General features: G+C 42.9%; 17 protein-coding genes. 16 read left to right on the top strand and 1 reads right to left on the bottom strand.

The genetic code is table 11. The features are described from left to right. Positions 1 to 5 precede the first annotated feature (5 nt). Together hisS and aspS are read left to right on the top strand one after the other, a co-directional pair. Positions 6 to 1256, top strand: coding sequence for a histidine--tRNA ligase (gene hisS, locus LIR34_RS05310; protein WP_161285281.1), 1251 nt, complete (start codon positions 6 to 8; stop codon positions 1254 to 1256). Between the two features lie 21 nt (positions 1257 to 1277). Further along, the gene (gene aspS / locus LIR34_RS05305; protein WP_161285280.1) at positions 1278 to 3077 is read left to right on the top strand and encodes an aspartate--tRNA ligase; all 1800 of its coding nucleotides are present in this window, start codon (positions 1278 to 1280) and stop codon (positions 3075 to 3077) included. Between the two features lie 81 nt (positions 3078 to 3158). Here the strand turns inward: aspS and LIR34_RS05300 are convergent, their stop codons facing one another. After that, a complete protein-coding gene (locus tag LIR34_RS05300; protein ID WP_244092212.1) occupies positions 3159 to 4451 on the bottom strand; it encodes a hypothetical protein in 1293 nt (430 codons plus the stop codon). Positions 4452 to 4812: 361 nt separating this feature from the next. Here LIR34_RS05300 and LIR34_RS05295 point away from each other — a divergent pair, with 361 nt between their 5' ends. The 14 genes from LIR34_RS05295 to LIR34_RS05230 all read left to right on the top strand — a co-directional run bounded on the left by LIR34_RS05295 (position 4813) and on the right by LIR34_RS05230 (position 21281). Further along, a complete protein-coding gene (locus tag LIR34_RS05295; RefSeq protein ID WP_161285279.1) occupies positions 4813 to 6351 on the top strand; it encodes an efflux RND transporter periplasmic adaptor subunit in 1539 nt (512 codons plus the stop codon). After that, a complete protein-coding gene (locus LIR34_RS05290) occupies positions 6351 to 7031 on the top strand; it encodes an ABC transporter ATP-binding protein (RefSeq protein ID WP_161285278.1) in 681 nt (226 codons plus the stop codon). Before LIR34_RS05295 ends, LIR34_RS05290 begins: the two co-directional genes overlap by 1 nt. After that, complete coding sequence (locus LIR34_RS05285; RefSeq protein WP_173902165.1) at positions 7028 to 9013, top strand: efflux RND transporter periplasmic adaptor subunit; 1986 nt, start codon at positions 7028 to 7030, stop codon at positions 9011 to 9013. The genes LIR34_RS05290 and LIR34_RS05285 overlap by 4 nt, the downstream gene beginning before the upstream one ends. Before the next feature lie 14 nt (positions 9014 to 9027). Next, positions 9028 to 10284, top strand: a complete 1257-nt coding sequence (locus tag LIR34_RS05280; RefSeq protein ID WP_161285276.1) for an ABC transporter permease — start codon at positions 9028 to 9030, stop codon at positions 10282 to 10284. Between the two features lie 182 nt (positions 10285 to 10466). Continuing rightward, on the top strand, positions 10467 to 11339 hold the full coding sequence (locus LIR34_RS05275; protein WP_173902166.1) for a DegV family protein: 873 nt from the start codon (positions 10467 to 10469) through the stop codon (positions 11337 to 11339). A 10-nt stretch (positions 11340 to 11349) separates the two neighbouring features. Then, positions 11350 to 13116: an arginine--tRNA ligase gene (gene argS, locus LIR34_RS05270; protein WP_173902167.1), complete on the top strand. Its 1767-nt coding sequence runs from the start codon at positions 11350 to 11352 to the stop codon at positions 13114 to 13116. Positions 13117 to 13197: 81 nt separating this feature from the next. Beyond that, positions 13198 to 14439: a serine/threonine protein kinase gene (locus LIR34_RS05265; RefSeq protein ID WP_320442959.1), complete on the top strand. Its 1242-nt coding sequence runs from the start codon at positions 13198 to 13200 to the stop codon at positions 14437 to 14439. Then, on the top strand, positions 14412 to 15308 hold the full coding sequence (locus LIR34_RS05260; protein ID WP_173902169.1) for a hypothetical protein: 897 nt from the start codon (positions 14412 to 14414) through the stop codon (positions 15306 to 15308). The genes LIR34_RS05265 and LIR34_RS05260 overlap by 28 nt, the downstream gene beginning before the upstream one ends. A gap of 16 nt (positions 15309 to 15324) precedes the next feature. After that, a complete protein-coding gene (locus LIR34_RS05255; RefSeq protein ID WP_173902170.1) occupies positions 15325 to 15972 on the top strand; it encodes an HAD-IA family hydrolase in 648 nt (215 codons plus the stop codon). A 101-nt stretch (positions 15973 to 16073) separates the two neighbouring features. After that, complete coding sequence (locus LIR34_RS05250) at positions 16074 to 16805, top strand: CPBP family intramembrane glutamic endopeptidase (protein ID WP_244092214.1); 732 nt, start codon at positions 16074 to 16076, stop codon at positions 16803 to 16805. Positions 16806 to 16988: 183 nt separating this feature from the next. Next, on the top strand, positions 16989 to 17360 hold the full coding sequence (locus tag LIR34_RS05245) for a GntR family transcriptional regulator (RefSeq protein ID WP_173902171.1): 372 nt from the start codon (positions 16989 to 16991) through the stop codon (positions 17358 to 17360). Further along, positions 17357 to 18259: an ABC transporter ATP-binding protein gene (locus LIR34_RS05240; protein WP_173902172.1), complete on the top strand. Its 903-nt coding sequence runs from the start codon at positions 17357 to 17359 to the stop codon at positions 18257 to 18259. Before LIR34_RS05245 ends, LIR34_RS05240 begins: the two co-directional genes overlap by 4 nt. Then, positions 18234 to 20498 carry a DUF6449 domain-containing protein gene (locus LIR34_RS05235; protein ID WP_173902173.1) on the top strand — a complete coding sequence of 755 codons (2265 nt, stop codon included), beginning with the start codon at positions 18234 to 18236 and terminating at the stop codon, positions 20496 to 20498. Before LIR34_RS05240 ends, LIR34_RS05235 begins: the two co-directional genes overlap by 26 nt. Positions 20499 to 20507: 9 nt before the next feature. Then, the gene (locus LIR34_RS05230; RefSeq protein ID WP_173902174.1) at positions 20508 to 21281 is read left to right on the top strand and encodes a pseudouridine synthase; all 774 of its coding nucleotides are present in this window, start codon (positions 20508 to 20510) and stop codon (positions 21279 to 21281) included. The last annotated feature ends 485 nt before the right edge of the window (positions 21282 to 21766 follow it).

Below are 21766 nucleotides of genomic sequence, written 5' to 3'. Positions count from 1 at the left end.
ATAGCATGGCATTAAAGAAAAAACCGGTAACCGGTATGAAAGATATTTTACCAAAGGAAATGGAAATCCGTAATTATGTGATGAATATGATCCGTGAAACTTACGGAAAATTCGGATTTACAGCAATTGAAACTCCGTGTGTGGAGCATATTGAGAATCTCAGCAGCAAACAGGGTGGAGAAAATGAGAAACTGATCTTCAAAATTCTGAAACGTGGAGAAAAACTGAAACTGGATACAGCAGAGTGTGAAGCGGATCTGGTAGATTCCGGACTTCGCTATGATCTGACTGTACCGCTTTCCAGATATTATTCTAATAATGCAAGTCAGCTTCCGTCACCATTTAAGGCATTGCAGATGGGAAATGTATGGAGAGCTGATCGTCCGCAGAGAGGACGTTTCCGTCAGTTTATGCAGTGTGATATTGACATCCTTGGAGAGTCAACCTACCTTGCAGAGATTGAACTTGTCATGGCTACAACGACACTGCTTGGCAAACTGGATTTCCATAACTTTACAATCCGTATCAATGACAGAAAGATCCTGAAGGCAATGGCACAGTACAGTGGTTTCCCGGAGGAAAGCTTTGATACTGTATTTATCATTCTTGACAAGATGGATAAGATCGGTCTTGAAGGCGTTGCTGAAGAACTTGAAAAAGAAGGGTTCAGCAAAGAAAGTATTGATACATACCTCGGTATGTTCAAAGAAATCACATCCGATATCGAGGGTGTTCGTTACTGTAAGGAAAAACTGAGTGATGTTCTGGATCCGAAGGTTGCAGAAGATCTGGAGACGATCATCACAGCAGTAGACTCTGTGAAGAATGCAGATTTCAGGATTTCCTTTGACCCGACTCTGGTGCGCGGAATGTCTTATTATACAGGTCCGATTTTCGAGATCGCTATGGATGAGTTCGGAGGATCTGTCGGTGGTGGTGGACGTTATGACGAGATGATCGGTAAGTTTACAGGTCAGAACACATCTGCATGTGGATTTTCTATCGGATTTGAGAGAATTGTTATGCTGCTTCTGGAAAGAGGATATGAGATTCCGACCAGTGCAGCAAAGAAAGCGTATCTGATTGAGAAAAATATGCCGGCAGATAAGCTTCTTCCAATCCTGAAACAGGCAGAAGAAGAACGCAAGAGTGGTGTTCAGGTTAATATTTCTATTATGAAGAAAAACAAAAAATTCCAGAAAGAACAGATGACAGCAGAAGGATACACAGACTTTGTAGAATTCTTTAATAAATAATGCGTCAAAAGGAGAAAAATCATGGCTGAAAGTATGAAAGGTCTGCACAGAACATGCCGATGTGCAGAAGTGACAAAGGATATGGTCGGCAGCAAAGTAACCCTTATGGGATGGGTGCAGAAAGCACGTAATAAAGGTGGTCTTGTTTTTGTTGACCTTCGCGACCGTTCCGGAATCATGCAGATTATTTTTGAGAATGGAAGCATTGATCAGGAAGGCTTTGAGAAAGCCGGTAAACTGAGAAGTGAATTTGTAGTTGCGGTAACTGGTACTGTCGAGAAACGTGGTGGTGCAGTGAATGAGAATCTTGCTACCGGTGAGATCGAACTTCGTGCAGAATCTCTTCGTATCCTGGCAGAATCTGATGTTCCGCCTTTCCCGATCGAAGAGAACAGCAAGACAAAGGACGAAATTCGTCTGAAATATCGTTATCTTGACCTGAGAAGACCGGATCTTCAGAGAAATCTGATGATGAAGAGCAAGGTTATGATGCTGACCCGTAAATTCTTCACAGAAGAGGGATTCCTTGAAGTTGAAACCCCGATGCTTGGTAAGAGCACGCCGGAAGGTGCAAGAGATTACCTTGTTCCATCCAGAATCCATCCGGGTTCTTTCTACGGACTGCCTCAGTCTCCTCAGCTTTACAAACAGCTTCTGATGTGTTCTGGCTATGATCGTTATATTCAGATCGCACGCTGCTTCCGTGATGAGGATCTTCGTGCAGACCGTCAGCCGGAATTTACACAGATCGACATGGAGCTTTCTTTCGTGGATGTGGATGATGTCATTGATGTAAATGAAAGATATCTTGCATATCTCTTTAAAGAGGTTCTTGATATAGATGTTAAACTTCCGATCCAGAGAATCACCTGGCAGGAAGCAATGGATCGTTTTGGTTCTGATAAACCGGATATGCGCTTTGGAATGGAACTGCATGATGTAAGTGATGTAGTGAAAGATTGTGAATTTGTTGTATTCAAGGGTGCACTGGAAGCAGGCGGAAGCGTTCGTGGTATCAATGCAGAAGGACAGGGAAGCATGCCTCGTAAGAAAATCGACAAGCTGGTTGATTTTGCCAAAACTTATGGAGCAAAGGGTCTTGCTTATATTGCGATCGCAGAAGATGGTACACGTAAATCTTCCTTTGCAAAATTTATGACAGAGGAAGAGATGGATGCCCTGGTTGCGGCTATGGAAGGTAAACCGGGAGACCTGCTTCTTTTTGCAGCAGATAAGAACAAAGTTGTATATGATGTTCTCGGAGCTCTCCGTGTAGAACTTGCAAAACAGATGGAACTTCTTGATAAGAATGAATACCGTTTTGTATGGGTAACAGAGTTCCCACTTCTTGAGTGGAACGAAGAAGAGAACCGTTATACAGCAATGCATCATCCATTTACTATGCTGATGGACGAGGATATCCCGCTGATCGAGAGTGGAGATCTTGGAAAGATTCGTGCAAAAGCATACGATATCGTACTGAATGGTAATGAAATCGGTGGAGGAAGTGTTCGAATCCACCAGAATGACATCCAGGAAAAAATGTTTGAGATGCTTGGATTTACCAAAGAAGCGGCGTATGATCAGTTTGGTTTCCTTCTGAATGCGTTTAAATACGGAGTTCCGCCTCACGCAGGACTGGCTTACGGACTTGACCGTCTGGTAATGCTGATGGCAAAAGTTGACAGTATCCGTGACGTTATCGCATTCCCGAAGGTAAAAGATGCCTCCTGCCTGATGACAGAGTCACCGAGCAGAGTAAGCGAGCAGCAGCTTGAAGAACTGGGACTGGAAACAGCACCGGAGAAATCTGAAGAATAAAATACAAAAACTCCTGCCGGACATGTAACAAAAAAGATCTGGTAGGAGTTTTTTGTGTAGAGTTGTTTGTATTTAATAAGTTTATTCGTAATAGGATTCATCAGATTCCTCATCGATGTTATCTTCATCGGCATTGTCAGATGCATCGATGTCATTGTCAGTATTTTCGATATCCGTCTCCTCACTGTCTGTGGTTGCAGTGTCAGAAGCAATGGTCAGCTGCTCGGCATCGTCGTCCTCGATGGCACTGTCAGGATCAGCGGGAACAGGGGTTGTGCTGAGCGTTCCGAATATGGCATTTCCGAGTGCTTCGCTGTTTTCAAGTAACTTCCAGGAAACTCCATCATTGAAAAGGTGGAAGGTTACAGAAGAAGTAACAGTGCTGGTATTGGTGTTGATGCTGTCCAGAAGAAGCTCCAGAGAATGTTCATATCTTTTGGAGGAACCATCAATCACAGCGTCTACAGAAGAAAGATAGGCATCACGGCTGTTCTGATAATCAGAAAGAATAGATGCACTGTCAAAGGTTGTGACTTCTGCAGTTACAATAGCGTTATAACTCTGGATATCGCAGCTGGTAATCTGATAATCAAGACATTTGTGTACCTGTTCAACCAGTGCGGAAGCAATGGAATTCTTGGCGGAATCGGAAGTGTTTAAAAGACTTTCCAGGCCAAGATAATTTCCCATTTGGGTTGAGTCCATGGTTTTCAGAGTATCTAAATAGATGGCCAGAGTTTCTTCTGGGGGAATCAGATCACTGTCGGACAGGTAAGTCATAAGACCGCCGACGAGATCATTTTCCAGAGAATGAGTTCGTACAATTTCCCATTCCGGCCTGGAAGCCCCTTTGTTTGTCAGTGTCAGAGTACATTCTTTTTTTACAGTTTCATACTGATTTTGTTTCAGAAGATCATCCAGAATGACATAACGGTCTTCCAGAGAATCTGTTGTCTGTTCTGTATCATCAGAAACAGAACCGGCAGCCTTAAGAACTGCAGCTTTGAGAGATGCTTTTGCGTAATCAGAAGCTAAAGTCTCTGCATCTATAGTTGTCAGTTTTACTTTTGCAACGGCTTCTTTATTATTTTCATCGACATCAATATCAAGGATCTGATAATCAAAATTCTGAAAGAAGAGCGAAAAAACTTCTTTTATTTCCCTGGACAGAGTGGTTTCTTTCGTCGCATCAGGGAATAGTTCTTTGTAGGATACATATTTCTGGGCAGTGTCAGGGTCCAGATTCTTGAGGAGATTCAGTTCAGTGCTGATTACTGTTTTTACATCGGTTTTATCGAGGTGGGAACAGCCGCCAAGACAGACAACTGCAAGGATAAAAACGAAAAGAGAAACCAGATTTTTGACAATCTTCATAAGTATCTTTCCTTTCAAAAAATATTCTTGTATATTTTATCAAAAAGCAGTCCAAAAGTCAAAAAATGGAGTTTTTGTTCTGCTTTACGAAGGCAAACGTGAAAAAAATGTGAAAATCTTACTGATTTTGAGGAATACTTTCTTTTTTGAGTACAATCTGCTATGATAGGTAAGAAAAAAAGTTGTAACTGTTTAGTACCCTAACCGTTACAAAAAGTTACTGTTACAGAATCGTCGTAGGGATTCTGTAATATATATAGAAGCTAAGAACAGAAGTAACTATGAGGGTACTGAACAGTTACGAACAGAAACTGATAAGTATGTCCGAGGACAAAGGGCTGTAAGGAGGAAACTTCATATTATGAAAAAAAGAATTCTGATCCTTTTGGGGATCCTGATAATAGGAGGGGGCACAGCGGGAATCTGCTGGAAAACAGGTGTGTTTGGGCAGCAGGAAGTCAGCGGAGATGCTGTATATGTAACACAGATCAGTGAGATCAATGGAGAAGCTTCCGGAGTATCCAATCGCTATGCAGGCGTTGTGGAGCCGCAGGAAACGGTTTCAGTAGAACTGGAGAACGGAAGAAGTGTTAAGGAAGTCAAGGTCAAAACAGGTGATCAGATCAAGAAAGGCCAGCTTTTATTTGAATATGATCTCAGTAGTATTCAGGACAGCCTGGAGGAGGCACAGCTGGAACTGGATCGTCTCAAAAATGAAGCATCCAGTCTGAATGAGCAGATTGCTACTCTTGAAAAAGAAAAGAAAAAAGCATCTCAGGACAATCAGCTGTCCTATACAATTGAAATTGAGACAAACAAGATGAATCTCAAAAAAAATGAATATAATCAGAAGAGCAAACAGGCAGAAATTGATAAGCTACAGAGTGCAACAGGAAACACAGAAGTCAGAAGTTCTATTGATGGCGTGATCCAGAAGATTGATACTTCCAAACTTTCAACGGATGACGGAGACAGTATGAGCGACAGCAGTGATAATGATATGTCTTCCTATTCAGATAGCAGCAGTGGAAGTAACAGCAATGCGTTTATTACAATTTTGAGTACCGGTTCTTACAGAGTCAAGGGGACTGTCAACGAATTGAATATCCAGAGTATTGTAGAAGGGGAGCCTGTGATTATCCGATCAAGGGTAGACAGCAGTCAGATCTGGCATGGAACGATGGGAACAATCGACAAGGACAGTGCAACGTCTAACAGCAACAGTAACAGCTACAATTTTGGCATGATGGACGCAAGTGGAGATTCACAGACCTCATCAAGTACTTATCCATTTTATGTAGAACTGGATTCTTCAGATGGACTGATGCTCGGACAGCATGTTTACATAGAGAAAGATGAAGGCCAGGAAGAGCAGAAGGCAGGTCTGTGGCTGAGTGAAGTGTACATTGTAGATGCAGATACGGACCAGCCATATGTATGGACCATGGGAAAAGATAAGAAGCTTGAGAAGCGAAGCGTGATCCTGGGACAGTATGATGAGGAATTAGGTGAGCATGAGATTGCAGATGGACTTACGAAAGATGACTATATCGCCTATCCATCAGAGAATCTCAAAGAAGGAATGGCAACTACCAAAAACAGAGAAGAAGCAGTTGACTCCGGATCAGATACGGTAGATATGGATCCGATTTCCGACATGGGGACAGATGAGATGCCGACAGAAGATGGTGATGTTGGCTATATAGATGATTCGTCCGATGATACTGAGATCAGTGATTATGAGATGAGTGATACGGGAACTGTGACAGATGATTATGATGATACGGCAGATGACTGGGAAACAGCTGATGAAAGCTGGGAGGACGATTCGGATATGACGGACGGTGATTTTCCGGATGAAGATCTTGTCCCGGTACAGGATGATACGGAGGCAGAATAATGATCTTGGAATTGAAGGGAATTTATAAGGATTACCAGCAGGGCAAAATGAACGTTCCGGTATTAAAGGATATTAATTTTTCTATGGAAGAGGGAGAATATGTGGCAATTATGGGACCTTCAGGTTCAGGCAAGACGACACTTATGAATATTATAGGATGTCTGGACAAGCCAACGAAGGGAGAATTTTTTCTGGACGGACAGGAAATCGGCAGATGTTCAGAAAATGATATGTCAGATATCCGCCTGAATAAGATTGGATTTGTTTTTCAGAGTTTTCACCTTCTTCCGAGACAGTCTGCAGCGGCAAATGTAGAACTCCCCCTGAATTATGCAAAAATCCCAAAGAAGGAGCGCAGACAGAGAGCACTCAAAGCACTGGATCGTGTCGGGCTGGCAGACAGAGTGGATTTCAAACCAAATCAGCTTTCCGGTGGACAGATGCAGAGAGTTGCGATAGCGAGGGCGATAGTAAACAGTCCGAAGCTGCTTCTGGCGGACGAACCTACAGGAGCACTGGACAGCAAGTCCGGGGCACAGGTCATGGAGCTTTTTCAGAAGTTGAATGACGAGGGGGTAACAGTCCTGATGATTACTCATGATCCGGAAATTGCGGCACATGCGAAGCGTGTAGTAACAATCCGTGATGGTGAACTCAGGGAAAAAGAGGTGAATTCATGAAGAAAAAAATCATCATAGGCGTTCTGATCGCTGCACTGATAGCGGGCGGTACTGTCGGTGGTGCAGTTTATTACAGGAAGTCACATCAAAGTGAAGTGTCTGTTGTGAGTGTGGACAGTCTGGCAAGTCAGTATTATACAGATGATACCAGCCTTGAAGGAAATATTGCCACCAGTGCAGTTCAGAATGTCAGCATTGATAAGGACATGATTGTTCAGGATATTTATGTATCTAAGGGAGATACTGTAAAAAAAGGTGACAAACTGGTTTCTTTTGACATGACACTGGTGCAGATGGAATTAAAGATCGCAAAACTGAAACAGGAACAGCAGGAGCAGAATCTTGCCAAAGCCCAGAAGCGACTGACAAGTCTTCAGAATGGAGGTCCTGTTGAGGAGAGCGATGCAGATAAAGGTGCACTGGATACAGGTACGACATCAGATACGGATACAGAAAGCACGGGGGATGATCTCGCATCTGCAGGCGGTTCGCTGAACGGGATCTATCTGGCAGCTGTGGTGAATCCGATCCTAGCGGCAGCTATTCCGGAAGAAACTGCTCTGAGTGAAGATTTCACAGATACACAGCAGGAGACAGTTTCCGAAGAAAATGCAGGAGCGGAAGTGGATTTTAATTCTGATGATACAGATTCAGATAATTCTGAACCTACACCGACTCCGGAAGCAACGGAGACACCTGGAGCAACAGAAGTGCCGGATATAACATTGACACCGGGTGCAGAATTAACTCCTACTCCGGGAGCTGATCAGTCGCAGGGAGATTTTGTAGATGATATTAAGATCATAGATCTGGAACCAAATCAGAATAAGGACAAACTGATGGATGGAGAATCTCAGTTTGTGAAGGTTCTGGATGATGAAACAGAGCCAATCGCGGGAACCGGCACGAAGGATGATCCGTTTGTGTTTCTGTGTGATTCATCAGACGGATATGTAATTGCCAAGGGATCCTTTCTGAACAAGATGGCACAGTTTAATGAGGACGGAACAAGGGATGCCGGAAAGAATGGGTACTGGTATCGGCTGGAATTCCATCAGGATAATCAGGTTGCTGATTTCCAGAATCGAAAGGAATCCTGTATTGGATATTATCTCATCGATGGGAATCTTCTGGATAAACGGGTAGAGAATGATTCAGAAATTGAATATACATTGGATGGTGCAAGCCATGATGAGGAGGAATTTCCGGATGATCCGGGCGGAGATGGAGATGGCGGTGATGCAGGAAGTGCATCCATTACCAGAGATGAAGCAATTAAAATCCAGAAATCAAAGATACAGAGCCTGACTTTGGATATCCGTGAAAGTAAACTGAATATCAGAAAACTAGAGAAAAAGGTTCAAAGAGAAACCGTTTATAGTAAATTGGATGGGGTGATAGCGAAAGTAGGAGATTCGATAACCTCATCTTCTGACGGAGATACTTTTATGACTGTCAAAAGTAAAGAGGGATATTATGTCAGAGGAACGGTGAGTGAACTGATGCTGGATCAGATACAGGAGGGAACAGAACTGAAGTGCTCCACCTCTAATGGTGAGTTTAATGCTAAAGTATCCTATGTTTCAGACTATCCTGTTTCAAGTGATTCTTCTTCTTATGGCAGTGGAAATCCGAATGCTTCTTATTATGAATATACAGCAACTATTGAAGACAGTTCCATAAAGGTATCGGATGATGACTGGCTTACAGTTATGCTGGCAGGAAATGTGGTCAGCAATGGAATTGTCCTGGATAAAGCATTTGTCCGGACAGAAAATGGTATCAGTTATGTATACAAAGATGATAATGGAACATTGAAGAAACAGATTCTCAAAGTGGGTGGCAATGTAAACAGTGGATATAGTGTTCTGATCACAGGCGGAATCACCAGAGAAGACAAGATTGCTTTTCCTTATGGCGATGATGTGGCAGAAGGTGCCAAAACAAAAGAAGTTTCCTCAGATGAAATGTACGGATACTAGGAAGGGGAAAATTTATGCTTGAAAATATCAGAATATCCATTCAGGGAATCTGGTCCCATAAGATGCGCTCATTTCTGACAATGCTAGGTATTATTATTGGTATTGCCTCGATTATTGCAATTGTTTCGACGTTGAAAGGAACAAATGAGCAGATAAAAGAAGATCTGATCGGTGCAGGAAACAATACGGTTTCGATTACGCTTAATTATGGAGACAGTGCCTATGACCAGGAATATGGAATGGGAGATGGAACAGCGGCTCCGCTTCTTTCTGATGAGCAGAAGGAAGAGGTACGCAAACTGGATCACATAGAGGATGCAACATTTTTTTATAGTCGTTCTTATGCAAGTAATGTGTATTATCAGAATACCAGCTTCCAGGGAGGCAGTATTTACGGAATTGATATGAATTATCTGGAAACTCGCGGTTATATGGTCAGATCCGGAAGAGGCTTCATACAAAAAGATTTCAGTGAGATGCGAAAAGTTGTTCTGGTGGATGACAATGCGGCAGAGAATCTATTTGCAGGAGAAAATCCGGTAGGAAAGACTATTGAAATCGGTGCAGAGCCGTTTACCGTTGTGGGTGTGGTGCAGCAGAGTGATGAGTATCTTCCGACGATTAAGTCTATTGATGAATATAATGAATATTATCAGACGATCATGGGAACGGTGATGATTCCGGAAAGCTGCTGGCCTACGGTATTTCAGTTTGATGAGCCGCAGAATGCAGTGATTCGTGCGGACTCAACAGATAATATGAGTTCAGCAGGAAGTGCGGCGGCAGAAGTCATGAATCAGGGAATTGATATGAACTCTTCCAAATTCAAATATAAAGCGGATGACGTTATGCAGCAGGTAAGAAATATGCAGAAGCTCAGTGAAAGCACAAACACGCAGCTGATCTGGATTGCGAGCATTTCTCTGTTGGTAGGTGGCATTGGTGTTATGAATATTATGCTGGTGTCCGTCACCGAACGAACGAGTGAGATTGGTCTGAAAAAGGCGATCGGAGCCAGAAAAAAAGTCATCCTGTATCAGTTTTTGACAGAAGCAGCCATGCTGACAAGTATTGGCGGAGTCATTGGGGTGATCGTAGGAATCGTATTATCGAAGGTGGTATCCAGAATTTCAGGGGCACCAACCGCGATCAGTATTCCTGCAATCATTGGTTCCGTAGTATTTTCAATGCTGATCGGAGTTATTTTTGGCCTGTTGCCTTCTGTTAAAGCAGCGGATCTCAATCCGATCGATGCACTTAGAAGTGAATAAAGAACTCATAAAAACCTCCATGGTTCAAAAGAACCAGGGAGGTTTTTTTAGATAAAATGTAAAAAATATCCGGCTTTTATAATTTTAATTGAGATACAGGGGGAGATGTGTTAAACTACACATAGTATGCAATGATTCAAGTATAATTGAGTATTGATAGAAAATACATGAGGAGATGCAGCATGGAGAAAATTGCGATTGTAACTGACAGTAACAGTGGCATTACACAGGAAGAAGGAAGAAGACTTGGAGTTTCCGTTCTGCCAATGCCTTTTTATATTAATGATGTCATGTATCTTGAAGGAATTACGCTCACACAGGAAGAGTTTTATGAGAAACTCAAGAATGATGAGGCGATTTCTACTTCACAGCCAAGCCCGGCAGAGGTGTGCGGTCTGTGGGACAATCTTTTGAAGGAGTATGACGAAGTGGTCCACATTCCGATGTCCAGCGGTCTGAGTGCATCCTGTGAGACAGCAATGGCACTGGCAAGAGATTATGACGGCAGAGTGCAGGTTGTCGATAATCAGAGAATTTCTGTTACACAGCGGCAGTCTGTGCTGGACGCACTGGCATTGCGCGAGGCGGGCAGAACAGCAGCCGAGATCAGGGAGAAACTGGAAGAAGAAAAGATGGAATCCAGCATTTATATCACGCTGGAGACTCTTAAATATCTCAAAAAAGGCGGAAGAATCACTCCGGCTGCGGCAGCAATCGGAACAGTTCTTAACTTAAAGCCGGTTCTTCAGATTCAGGGTGAGAAGCTGGATGCGTACGCGAAAGTAAGAGGTAAGAAACAGGCAAAGAAAGTTATGCTCAAGGCAATGAGAGAAGACTGGGAAGGCCGTTTCGGAAAATACGTGGAAGCTGGAGAAATGTGTCTGCAGATGGCATATACCGGAAATAAAGAAGAAGCAGAAGAATTCAAAGAAGAAGTTCAGGCTGTCTTCCCAGGAGCGGACATTCATATGGATCCATTGTCTTTAAGTGTTGCCTGTCATATCGGACATGGAGCACTTGCAGTTGCCTGCTCAAAAAAAGTTACCATAAAATAAGGAGAATGATATGAAAAAACTTATGGAATTAATGGCAGAAGAACTTGCTTCTGCTTTTGAAAAAGCTGGATATGATCCGGAATACGGTAAGGTTACCGTCTCTAACCGCCCGGATTTATGTGAATATCAGTGTAATGGAGCAATGGCAGGAGCCAAGGCTTATAAGAAAGCTCCTTTCATGATCGCGGATGATGTTGTTGTGTATCTTAAGGAGAGTAAGATCTTTTCTATGGCAGAGGTTGTGAAACCAGGTTTTATCAATCTCAGAGTCAAAGAAGAATTTCTTGCAGATTATCTTAAGGAGATGGAGGCAGATCCGAAATATTCTGTACAGACAGCAGAGTCACCAAAGACCATCATTATTGACTACGGCGGACCGAACGTGGCAAAGCCGCTTCATGTCGGACATCTGCGTTCTGCGATCATCGGCGAGAGCATCAAACGTATCGGAAGATATGTTGGACATAAGGTTGTAGGTGATGTTCATCTTGGTGACTGGGGACTTCAGATGGGACTCATTATCACAGAGTTGAAACATCGTAAGCCGGAACTGGTTTATTTTGATGACAGCTATCAGGGAGAATATCCGGAGGAAGCACCATTTACCATCAGTGAGCTGGAAGAAATTTATCCATGCGCAAGCGGTAAATCCAAAGAAGATGAGGAATACCGTAATGAGGCACTGGAGGCGACGCATCAGCTGCAGCAGGGAAAACCAGGATATATGGCTCTCTGGAATCATATCATGCAGGTTTCTGTAACTGATCTTAAGAGAAACTACAGCAATCTGAACGTATCTTTTGATCTCTGGAAAAAAGAATCGGATGCACAGCCTTATATCCCGGATATGGTTGAGATGATGAAGGACAGGGGCTTTGCATACGAGGATCAGGGAGCACTTGTGGTAGATGTCAAAGAAGACACTGATACCAAGGAAATCCCACCATGTATGCTGCTCAAATCGGATGGAGCATCCCTTTATACAACAACAGACCTTGCAACGATCGTAGAGCGAGTAAAGCTTTTTGATCCGGATGAAATTCTGTATGTCGTAGATAAAAGACAGGAGCTTCACTTCATTCAGGTATTCCGCTGTGCGAGAAAGACAGGTCTTGTAAAACCAGAGACAGAGCTTTCTTTCCTTGGCTTTGGTACGATGAATGGCAAAGACGGCAAACCGTTCAAGACCAGAGACGGCGGAGTTATGCGTCTTGAAAACCTGATCGCAGACATCGATGAAGAAATGTTCCATAAGATCGTTGAGAACAGAAGTGTCAAAGATCAGGACGCAAGAGAAACAGCCAAAGTAGTAGGACTTTCCGCGATTAAATACGGAGATCTTTCCAACCAGGCAACCAAGGACTATGTATTTGATATTGACCGCTTCACTTCCTTTGAGGGAAATACAGGTCCGTATATCCTTTACACGATTGTACGAATCAAATCGATTCTGAACCGTTACAAAGAAGAAGGCGGAAACCTTGAGGCGGGAGAAATCCTTCCGGCAGTAAATACCAGCCAGAAGAATCTGATGCTGGAACTGACAAAATTCGGAAGTACCATCGAAAATGCTTTCGAAGAAAAAGCACCACACAAAATCTGTGCATATATTTATGAAGTATCCAATGCATTCAACAGCTTTTATCACGAGACCAAGATCCTGAGTGAAGAAAATCAGGCTCAGAAAGAGTCCTTCCTTAAGCTTCTGGGTCTCACCAAAAACATTCTTGAAACAAGTATCGATCTTCTGGGCTTCTCAGCACCGGATCGCATGTAGAAATCTTTTACTGACAGTCTGACAACAGTCATATCTCCCGGCTTTCCTTATACAGGGGAGCCGGGTAAGTAAAAAGGAGGGATATACATCGATCTGACAGGAGTTATTTTAAAAAATCGTTACTGTATCATATCCCAGATCGGCAAAGGCGGTCAAGGTACGATGTATCTTGCAAGAGATATGGAACTGGGTACCTTCTGGGCTATAAAACAGCTTTCGTTGTCCATGAAAAAAGAGGCAGAGCTTCTGCGTCGTCTGAATCATTCATCTTTACCAAGAATGACAGATTACACAGAGCAGGATGACAAATGCTATCTGGTCATGGAATATATCAAAGGCAAATCTCTTAACGAATATCTAAAGACAAACAATCTTCTTTCTTTCGAAGAAATCTTAACGATCACCAGAACAATTCTTCAGATTTTTCAATATTTACATTCTCAAAAACCCCCAATTTATTATGGCGATTTAAAACCAGAGAACCTGATGCGCACAGAAACCGGCAAAATCTATCTTGTGGATTTTGGCAGTGCTTTGTACAGTTACGGCACAGTAAGAAAAAATATTAAAGGAACAAAAGGATATGCCGCACCGGAACAATATCAGGGAATGCTGACGGCAGCCAGTGATTTTTATGCACTGGGTAAAACAATCCAGCAGCTCTGCGGCAGGAATAAATATCCATATTATATGCGCAGCCCGCAGTTTGCAAAATTTATCAGTAAATGCTGCAGGGAAGATGCCAACAGACGCTGGCAGAATGTGTCTGATGCAGAAAACTGTCTTAACAAGGTTAAAACAAAACCAGTTTCCCTGAAATCTTTTCTGGTTCCGACATGTGCAGTGCTTATCACGATTGCAGCCGGAATTTTGAAAGCCGGAGTGTTCCCTGTTCTTCCGGAGTTTCAATATACACTTGCTGCTGTGACCGATACATTTTATTCTATGGATTACCGAAGTGCAGACGAGCAGACTCGTCAGAGGCTTGGCTTGGATATAGAAAGAAAACTGCAGAAAATGCTGCGATTTTATAAAAAAAGTGAAGAACAGATCCGGCTTCTGGAACTTCTGGCGTGGAATGGTGAACTGATCGGTAAGGCAAATAAGTCAGAATTTTATTATCGTCAGCTGATTACCTATGAACCGCAATATGGAAGAGGATACCTGGAGTTTGGGAAGTTTCTTTGCCGCCAGGAACGATATGAACAAAGCAGGGAGGTGTACGAAGAATGGGAAAAACAGACGAAAGAAGAGAAAATAGACAACAGTGGTATAAACCAGCAGCAGATAGAAGAATGGCAAAAACAGGCAGAACAAAAGTAAGAGGGAGTTTATGTGCGGCAATGGTACTGTTGTTGACGATGACCGTCACTGTACGTTATGTCCAGGCAATTGAGCTGGGCGGTTTTGATGTCGATATGGGGACGGGAAGCTTCGAAGGAGATGCTTCTGACTGGTATCATGATGCAGAGGAGGAGTCAGCCGGAGATGAGAATTATGCCAGCGGTGATGGCAGCTGGAGCAATTCAGACAGTTCCTGGACTACCGGGGAAACTTCAGAAGCAGGAAATGATGTGCAGCCGGAAACAGGAGGAGAGGATTTTTTTTCATCAGGACAGTATGAAACGGAGGCTTCCGGTGCGTCTTATAATGAGGAGACTTCAGAAGAAGATGAGATTTCAGACAGGCAGGCGGAAAATGGTTCTGTAAATAACCATACAGACTCAGAACTGGAAATCCCAGAAAGTCAGTTTTCGGATCCGGAGAATCTTCAAAGTATAGCTCCCACACCTACAGTAATGGAAACAGCAACGCCCAGTCCATTTCCGGTCAGAAAGCTTTCACCTGTGCCGTCATCGATACGAACGCAGGATATTTTGAAGGTGCTGGAAAAAGAAGAAGAACTTCCTGAAGAGGAATGCAGGCAGAAAATGCAGCTTCTTTACTGTAGAAAAAGTCTGGATAAAGTATCCAAAATCAAAATCAATCCGAATCCGGAACTGGCTGCCGCGATTCTTTCGATCCGAATAAATGGAAAAGCAATACTCTGGGATATGAGTGGTGGAAATATCCTTCTGGATCTGCAGGAGGAAACGGAGCATACAGAAATTGTGACAGCAGTCATGTGTCGTCGAGAATTGTCGTGGACGGAGGCAAAAAAGAATGCTATACTAACGTATAATATTTTGTGACATTGGAGGAACATTTATGTATAAAGCAATCTTTTTTGATCTGGATGGGACATTGACAGAATCCGGAGAGGGAATCACCAAATCGGTTCAGTATGCACTGGAAAAACTTGGAAAACCAGAAGAAGATTTGGATAAACTCAGGGTATTTATAGGCCCTCCGCTTATGGAGCAGTTTATGAAATATGCGGATATCGATGAAACTGAAGCCCGCAAGGCAGTAGAATATTACAGGGAAAGATATGCGGTAAAAGGAATTTTTGAAAACCGACCATATGATGGGGTGGAAAATATGCTCCGGGAACTGAAAGGCAGAGGATATATTCTGGCGGTCGCATCTTCAAAACCAGAATATTATGTGACAAAAATCCTGGATTATTTTAACCTGAGTTCTTATTTTGAGGTGGTTGTCGGAAGTGAAATGAACGGTGCCAGAACGAGTAAGACAGAAGTGATCGAGGAAGCACTGAAACGTCTGAACATGAGTGACAGACGTAAAGAAGTCCTTATGGTAGGGGATAAGGAGCATGATGTTTTAGGAGCAAGAGCTGCCGGACTTGACTGCGTGGCGGTAGGATACGGATATGGGACTAAGGAAGAGCTGACTGTGGCACAGCCATTGAAGATAGTAGCTTCTATTGAGGAACTCCTGCGTTTTTTCGACTGAGCCCTCTGCGCAGACAAAGCTGTATTCATGAGATATGGAGAATCCTTTACCCCTGTGGGATCCATTTTCTGATCTCACAGATCATAGGCTATGCAGGGATTTTGTTTGCGATAAAAATCTGGGGCGAAGATGGAGATGCAGCTTATTATAACCATGCGATTCTGATTACCGGTCTGACAGGAATAGCAACGATGCTTCCAAGTCTGTACTTTTATCAAAAGGATCGAAGAGCACGGATAATCGGAGGAATTATAAAGTCAGGAGTGATGCGGCATCTGAAGATTGGAGAATGTGTACGGATTCTTCTTATGGGAGCTGGATTTGCACAGTTTGCCAATATGCTTGTTAATATTTTAGGTTCATTTCTCAATGCAGATGCATATCAGGAGAGTATGAGCCAGATGACCGATGGCAAAAGTCTGCTCTTTTTGATCGTGTGCATGGGAATCATAGCACCTCTGGCAGAGGAAATGATCTTTCGCTGGCTGATTTATCTGAGACTGAGAGATTACATGCGGGCAGTCCCTGCGATGGTGATTTCGGGGATATTCTTTGGAATCTATCATGGAAATCTGGTTCAGGGCGTTTATGCGAGTATTCTTGGAATTCTGTTTGCGTATTTTATGGAACTGACAGGAAGCTTATGGGCAAGTGTACTGCTTCATGTGGGAGCAAATATCTGGTCACTGATCCTTCCTGAACTGGCTGGTGGTATTTTGAAGAAATACCCGATGGGCATTATGCTGCTTTTACTGATTCTTATGGCTGGCATGTATACAGGAACCGTATACTTTCAGAAGCAGGCAGAGACGAAGGAAGGCAGAAACATCTGATGAAAATAGAACTTTTGAATTTTATAGTGTAATGAAGTAGAAACTTCCGGAATCGATGAAGCGGTGATTCCGGAAGTTTTTCAGTTTCAGACTCTTGCCAGGGAGAGAAAAATGTGATAACATAAGTGTATTAAAACAATTAATACACTAAATACATATAAAACTATACAGAAAGGAGGAACTATGATTGTTTTAGATTATCAGGACAGGCGTCCGCTTTATGAACAGGTGACAGAGAAGTTTCGAACCCTGATCTATCAGGGGGTTCTCCCGGCAGATTCCAGAATCCCGTCGGTACGTCAGCTTGCGATGGAGCTGTCAATCAATCCAAATACAATACAGAGGGCATATATGACGCTCGAACAGGAGGGGCTTATCTATCCGGTAAAGGGCAAGGGGAATTTTGTGGCGGACACACAGAAAATTCAGGAAAAATCAAAAGAAAATTTCAGACAGGAATTTCTGGAGCTTGTCAGAAAAGGAAATCATACGGGCTTTGAGGAGGAAGAATTGATAGCATTGGTTCAAAGAGTCTACAAGGAGGAACAGAGATGATTGAGATAAAAGAATGCAGCAAGTCATTTGGAACGTTACTGGCAGTGAATGATGTTTCTCTGGATATTGGAGAACGGGAGGTATTTGGGCTGATCGGAAATAACGGCGCAGGAAAAAGTACGCTTCTTCGAATGGCAGCAGGAATTTTGAAGCAGGACAAAGGCAATGTCAGGATTGATGATATGGAAGTCTATGATAATGCAGCCGCGAAAGAAAAAGTTTTCTACATATCAGATGAATGCTATTTCCCAGCGAATTTCACATCCGGGGATATAGCGGCATTTTATCAGGTACATTACCCGAAATTCGAGATTCAGCGTTTCTCAAAACTGATGAGACAGTTTCAGCTGGACGAAAAGCAAAAGGTCAGCAGCTTTTCGAAGGGGATGAAGAAGCAGCTGATGATGCTTCTGGGAATCAGTGCAGGAACGAAATATCTTCTCTGCGACGAAACTTTTGACGGGCTTGATCCGGTGGTTCGTCAGGGAGTTAAGAGCCTTCTGGCAGCGGAGATCATGGGCAGAGAATTTACGCCGGTTCTTGCTTCTCACAGTTTAAGAGAACTGGAGGATATCTGCGACCATGTAGGTCTTCTGTACAAAGGCGGCATTTTGCTGAGCAGAGAACTGGAAGATATGAAGTTTCATATCCACAGGATACAGTGCGTGCTGAAGGACCAAAAACAGGAGCAGGAACTGAAACGGGAACTGGACATTCTCAAGATGGAGCATCAGGGTTCCCTTATCCTTATTACAGCAAGGGGAACAAGAACAGAGATCATGACACGTATCAGGGGAAAAAATCCGCTGTTCTGTGAAGTGCTTCCATTGAGTCTGGAAGAAATATTTATCAGTGAAACGGAGGTGGCTGGCTATGAGATCCAGAATATTTTCTTCTAAATATATCAGAACCATATCAAAGGGAAAGGCATGGATACCGGCATTCCTGACACTTGGATTTCTTCTGGCATTTCCGGTGACAGGACTGGTAAAACTCGGGTCATGGCAGAATATGGAATATACTGTAGATCAGATGGGTGTTTTATATAATCATCTGTGGAAAGACGGATTTGTTCTGGCGGGAATGTTTGTTGCTGCAATCGCAGCGTTTATGAACAGTGTGAATGGTTTTATTTATCTTTATTCAGGCAAAAAAACAGATTTTTATCATGGACTTCCGCTGAAACGTTCTGAGATTTTTACAGAAAAAACAGTGACAGGACTGCTCTACTATCTGATTCCATATGTGATTATGGAGTTCCTTGCAGTCTGCATTGGGGCAGCCAGAGGATTTTTCAGTCTGAATATTGCGGGTATGGCTGTCAAAATGCTGCTTCTGCATCTGCTGATCTATCTGGTGATTTATTTCAGCATTGTGCTCATCATCAGCGTGACGGGAAATATGCTGATGGGTATTCTATGTCTGGGAGGGATGTACCTGTATGGTATTGTGCTCAATCTGATTCTTGTAGCCTATGGACAGTCATTTTGGCGTACCTTCTTCTCGGAATACCAGTATGGTGGCTTTAATACGCTTTTGCACTCTGCATCTCCGGGAACGTTGATTCTTGATATGGTCAGTGCTTATGCGGAAGGAAAGGCAGGAAAATTAGTTGCAGCAGTCATTATTCTTGGTGTTGTGCTTGGAGTTCTGGCATGGATCGCATATAAGAAAAGACCATCAGAATCAGCAGGAAAATCTATGGTTTATCCGTGGTTTTCAACGGTAGTGAGATTTATGGTCGTGGTTCCGGGAGGCCTTGCAGTCGGTTGGATATTCTATCCGCTCACTACAGGAAAAGTCAGAATCCTCTGGTGGATTTTCGGAATGATACTTGGAACAGTCGTAATACACGGGTTGTTAGAAACAATATATCAGATGAGCTTTCAGGGCTTTTTTGCGAAAAAAGTACAACTGGTAATTGCAGGAGTATTTGTAGCGGCCTGTGCGCTGATCTATCAGAAGGATCTGCTGCATTTTGAAAGCTATATTCCAAAACAGGAAGATATTGTATCCGTGAATCTCAACATGATGTCTTTTGATCAGGACTATTATGAGAATGTTCAAAAGACAAAAGACGGAGCTTATGAAATAACAGCTGCAAATAACTGGGCAGAACCTGCTATGGCATTTACCGGTAAAAACGGTATAGGCGATCAGACTTATAAGGCTCTTCAGAATATCGTTGCCGACAATCCAAAAAGTGAGGCAATCGACGGAGATTATACATATTATTCAAGTATAAAATACACACTTAAATCTGGAAGAGAGATCTACCGAAAATACTGGATAGAGACGGAAAACTTAAGTGCTCTTGTAAAAGGATTATATGAGGAAGAAAATCTGAAAGAACAGAAATTTGGTTTTCTTGCTCTTGAGCAGAAATATCTGAAAAATATTGTACTGAATGATGCCAGTGGAAACGGATACAGCATCTTCCAGAATGATCCTGATAAAATAGAGCAGCTCCTGGAAGCAATGAAGAAGGATGTCGATGCTGCAACAGCAGAAGATTTCCTGCAAACACCGGAGATTAAGATTGATTTTACTTATCAGCTTCCTGGCAAACAGAATGTGAATAATATGATGCCGGGAAATACTAATGCAGATGTACAGTATGCAGAATGGATAGTCGGTATATATCCTTCATTTAAAAATACTCTTGCAATTCTTAAGGAAACAGGTTATCCTCTGACGGTAGAAGATCTGGATATTGAAAAGATCATGCTGAGCTATTTTAACGATGAAGATGGGCAGCAGGAAGATGTGACTTATGAAAATCAAGAAGAAATAAAAGCTCTGAAAGAGGCATTGACTGTAAGATATAATGGATACGTTGACAAAGATTCCGAGATCTATCAGAATATTTATGTATCTGTGTATACGGATAAAGGCGAGGCTGTGAATGGATATGGATTGAAGACAGAGAAACTGCCTGATTTCGTAAAAGAAAAAATTACAGAGATGGGAATCACACAGAGTAGTATGCAGATGGATGCACCGGCAATGAATGAAGCAACTGAATATATAGATGATGGTGAAAATCTGACCTCACAGGAAATTATAGGTGGGGCAGATGAACCAACTTCAATCTATCTGGAAAGCAGCAGCGATTCAGATTCATCTGAGACAGAATAAGGAGTAGATATGGCAAAGGCAGTAAGGCTGGACAAATTTCTTGCAGATGCAGGAAAAGGAACCAGAAGTGAAGTGAAAAAATTCATACAGAAAGGACAGGTTCAGGTCAATGGAACACCGGCTAAGAAACCGGAACTGAAAGTTGATCCGGATAAGGATGAAGTTATATTTGCCGGGAAAATGGTCAGTGCAGCACCGGAGTTTGTCTATTATCTTCTGAATAAACCTGCCGGCTGCGTCAGTGCCACAGAAGACCGCAATGACAGAACAGTAATGGAATATGTACCATCTGACAGGAAAGGGCTTTTTCCGGTAGGAAGACTTGACAAAGACACAGAGGGATTACTTCTTATTACAGATGACGGTATGCTGGCACATGAGCTTCTTGCACCGGGAAAACATGTGGATAAAACCTACTTCGTCCGCGTGGAAGGAAAGCTTACAGTGGAAAAGATTGAAAAACTGGAAAACGGTGTAGATATCGGTGAAAAAAATCTGACGATGCCTGCAAAAGCAGAGATTGTAGGCGGCAGCTGGGAGGGCGCAGGTGAACCAGAACCAGGACGCGTCCGCCGAGAAAATCTGCCAGAAGTCTATACAGAACTGCATCTGACGATTCATGAAGGAAAATTCCATCAGGTGAAACGCATGATGGCAGCAGTTGGAACTCCTGTCATCTATCTCAAGAGAATCGCCATGGGATCCCTTACTCTGCCGGATGACCTGAAGAAGGGAGATTGCCGCCCATTGACTGAGGAGGAAGTAAGAGTACTTAGAAGGTAGTAGGTAGTAGGGATATGTGATATATTGTATAATACGCCAGAAGATTTCCTGTACAGGCTCAAAAATACCGTTGCGTTTTCTATTCGATGCATGCACTTATTTGTCACCAGTCGCACAAACTCGGCGAAGCCTCGAACAATGTGCTTGGTGGTGACAGTTTGCCTGCATCTCATGACGAAAGCCTCACGAGTATTATATGAGCTATGTACAGGAGATTTTTCTGGCTGTTTTATGACAATATCGTAACTGTTTAGTATCCTCACAGTTCCCTGTAAATAAATGCGTTTGCTTTTGTAACATATCGCAGGTGGAAAGTTCTTCCGTGCAGGGACAGAAATACTTACGAGGCTTTCGTCATGAAGTGCTGGCAAGCTGCCGTCACCAAGCGCACTGTCTGAGGCGAAGCCGAGTTTGCGCGACTGGTAGCAAATAAGCGCATGCACTGAATAGAAAACGTAGTGGTATTTCTGAACCGCACGGAGTAA

This window comes from Blautia sp. MSK17_66, from assembly GCF_020538025.1.
Taxonomy (GTDB): domain Bacteria; phylum Bacillota; class Clostridia; order Lachnospirales; family Lachnospiraceae; genus Blautia_A.
Note: the sequence above shows the minus strand (reverse complement) of the source record. Positions and strands in the feature narration are given on the sequence as shown.

Bases quoted from the DNA above. Each gene is read 5' to 3' on its own strand.
- hisS (WP_161285281.1), top strand. From the start codon at position 6: ATGGCATTAAAGAAAAAACCGGTAACCGGTATGAAAGATATTTTACCA.
- aspS (WP_161285280.1), top strand. From the start codon at position 1,278: ATGGCTGAAAGTATGAAAGGTCTGCACAGAACATGCCGATGTGCAGAA.
- LIR34_RS05300 (WP_244092212.1), bottom strand. From the start codon at position 4,451: ATGAAGATTGTCAAAAATCTGGTTTCTCTTTTCGTTTTTATCCTTGCA.
- LIR34_RS05295 (WP_161285279.1), top strand. From the start codon at position 4,813: ATGAAAAAAAGAATTCTGATCCTTTTGGGGATCCTGATAATAGGAGGG.
- LIR34_RS05290 (WP_161285278.1), top strand. From the start codon at position 6,351: ATGATCTTGGAATTGAAGGGAATTTATAAGGATTACCAGCAGGGCAAA.
- LIR34_RS05285 (WP_173902165.1), top strand. From the start codon at position 7,028: ATGAAGAAAAAAATCATCATAGGCGTTCTGATCGCTGCACTGATAGCG.
- LIR34_RS05280 (WP_161285276.1), top strand. From the start codon at position 9,028: ATGCTTGAAAATATCAGAATATCCATTCAGGGAATCTGGTCCCATAAG.
- LIR34_RS05275 (WP_173902166.1), top strand. From the start codon at position 10,467: ATGGAGAAAATTGCGATTGTAACTGACAGTAACAGTGGCATTACACAG.
- argS (WP_173902167.1), top strand. From the start codon at position 11,350: ATGAAAAAACTTATGGAATTAATGGCAGAAGAACTTGCTTCTGCTTTT.
- LIR34_RS05260 (WP_173902169.1), top strand. From the start codon at position 14,412: ATGGCAAAAACAGGCAGAACAAAAGTAAGAGGGAGTTTATGTGCGGCA.
- LIR34_RS05255 (WP_173902170.1), top strand. From the start codon at position 15,325: ATGTATAAAGCAATCTTTTTTGATCTGGATGGGACATTGACAGAATCC.
- LIR34_RS05245 (WP_173902171.1), top strand. From the start codon at position 16,989: ATGATTGTTTTAGATTATCAGGACAGGCGTCCGCTTTATGAACAGGTG.
- LIR34_RS05240 (WP_173902172.1), top strand. From the start codon at position 17,357: ATGATTGAGATAAAAGAATGCAGCAAGTCATTTGGAACGTTACTGGCA.
- LIR34_RS05235 (WP_173902173.1), top strand. From the start codon at position 18,234: ATGAGATCCAGAATATTTTCTTCTAAATATATCAGAACCATATCAAAG.
- LIR34_RS05230 (WP_173902174.1), top strand. From the start codon at position 20,508: ATGGCAAAGGCAGTAAGGCTGGACAAATTTCTTGCAGATGCAGGAAAA.